The sequence below is a fragment of the Chelativorans intermedius genome, from assembly GCF_025398255.1.
Lineage (GTDB): Bacteria > Pseudomonadota > Alphaproteobacteria > Rhizobiales > Rhizobiaceae > Chelativorans > Chelativorans intermedius.
This window is the reverse complement of record NZ_JAODNW010000073.1, coordinates 1-1959: the sequence shown is the minus strand read 5'-3', so window position 1 is coordinate 1959 and position 1959 is coordinate 1. Positions and strand designations below refer to the sequence as shown.

Here is a 1959-nt window from a genome sequence, read left to right as displayed (position 1 = left end):
GAGTTCGTCGCGCGCATCGACATCGGCACCGACGCGATGGGCGAGGAGAAGAACGAGATCCGCGCGGCGGTCACGCCGGATCACAAGGACTATGCCGCCCTCATGGGCGTGCCCGGTACGGCACCGCAGCCGCAGGCTCAGCCTTCCCAGCCCTCCATGCCCCAATCTTCAGCACCGGCGGCGGGTGCGCGCCCTTCCTGGGCGCAGTGAGGCGGCCATGCTGTTGCGTCCCCGCCAGAAGCAGTTCGTCGAGCGCAGCGTCCGCGCGCTCGGCGAACACGGAAACACTCTCGGCGTCGCCCCGACCGGAGCCGGCAAGACGATCATGCTCTCAGGCGTCGTCGGGCGCATGGTCGGCGAAACCCCGAAGAGCACAGGCGCCAAGGCCTGCGTGCTCGCGCATCGCGACGAGCTGACCGCTCAGAACCGCAGCAAGTTCGGCCGGGTGAACCCGAAGATCACGACCTCGGTCGTCGATGCGAAGGAGAAGTGCTGGGCCGGCCAGGTCACCTTCGCCATGGCGCCGACGCTGTCGCGGGCTTCCAATCTCGCCACGATGCCGAAGCTCGACCTGCTGGTGATCGACGAGGCGCATCACGCGGTGGCCGAGAGCTATCGTCGGATCATCGATCGGGTGCGCGACGCCAATCCCGACGCGCGGATCTTCGGTGTCACGGCGACACCCAACCGCGGAGACCGGAAGGGGCTGCGCGAGGTCTTCGACAACGTCGGCGACCAGGTCACGCTGGCCGAACTGATCGCGTCTGGTCACCTCGTGCCGCCGCGCACCTTCGTGATCGATCTGGGCGTGCAGGAGAAGCTGCGCGCCGTCCGCAAGACCGCGTCCGACTACGACATGGGCGCGGTTGCGGCGATCATGGACCGCGCGCCCGTCACCGACGAGGTGGTCCGGCACTGGCGCGAGAAGGCCGCAGGGCGGCCGACCATCGTTTTCTGTTCCACCGTCGCCCATGCTGCCCACGTCGCCGAGGCCTTCAACGCGGCCGGCATCCCGGCGGGGTTGATCCATGGCGAGCTTTCCGCCGACGAGCGCCGCAACATCCTCGCGGCCTATGCCACGGGCGAGATCGCCGTGCTGGTCAATGTCTCCGTGCTCACCGAAGGATTCGATCACCCGCCAACGTCCTGCGTGATCCTGCTGCGGCCCAGCTCCTACAAATCGACCATGATCCAGATGGTCGGACGCGGCCTGCGCACCGTCGATCCGGCCGAGCACCCCGGCATCGTCAAGACCGACTGCATCGTGCTGGATTTCGGGATCTCGAGCCTGACCCACGGCACGCTGGAGCAGGACGTCGATCTCGACGGCCGCGATCCCACACCGTGCGACGCGCCGACGAAGACCTGCCCGGAATGCGAGGCGACGGTCCCGCTCGCCGCGCGTCAATGTCCGATCTGCGGATACGAGTTCCTGAGCAATGGCTATCAGCCGCTCGAAACCGTCGTTCTGACCGAGATCGACTTGCTGAAGCGCTCCAGCTTCGCCTGGGAGGATCTGTTCGACGACGACTCCGCGCTCATGGCGAGCGGCTTCAATGCCTGGGGCGGCGTGTTCTTCCTCGAGGGGCGCTGGCATGCCGTGGGGGGTGCAAAGAACGAGCGGACGCGTCTTCTCGGTGTTGGCGAGCGCACGGTCTGCCTCGCGCAGGCCGACGACTGGTTGAACGAGCACGAGACCGACGAGAGCGCCTTCAAGTCCCGGCGCTGGCTGAGCCAGGCGCCGACGGAAAAACAGCTGCAATACCTCTCGCCCCAGCAGCGCCAGGACTACGGGCTCACGCGCTACCGCGCATCGGCGCTGATCACCTTTCAGTTCAACCGGCGCAACATTCGCCGACTCGTCATGTCGGCTGCGCCCGAGCGGAGGGCGGCGTGAGCCATGTCGCGCAAGTCTCATCCCCGCCCGCAGAGGCTGCGGATCGACCGGGCTTTGATCGC

At 67.3% G+C, this 1959-nt stretch carries 2 protein-coding genes; both read left to right on the top strand.

Annotated features, from left to right (window positions below):
* Positions 1-210: hypothetical protein (locus NYR58_RS20275; RefSeq protein ID WP_449243716.1), on the top strand; the 210-nt coding region annotated here is incomplete at its 5' end.
* Between the two features lie 7 nt (positions 211-217).
* Positions 218-1897 (top strand): DEAD/DEAH box helicase, encoded by a 1680-nt coding sequence (locus NYR58_RS20270; RefSeq protein WP_261522932.1) that lies wholly within the window; start codon positions 218-220, stop codon positions 1895-1897.
* Positions 1898-1959 lie beyond the last annotated feature (62 nt).

Bases quoted from the DNA above. Each gene is read 5' to 3' on its own strand.
- NYR58_RS20270 (WP_261522932.1), top strand. From the start codon at position 218: ATGCTGTTGCGTCCCCGCCAGAAGCAGTTCGTCGAGCGCAGCGTCCGC.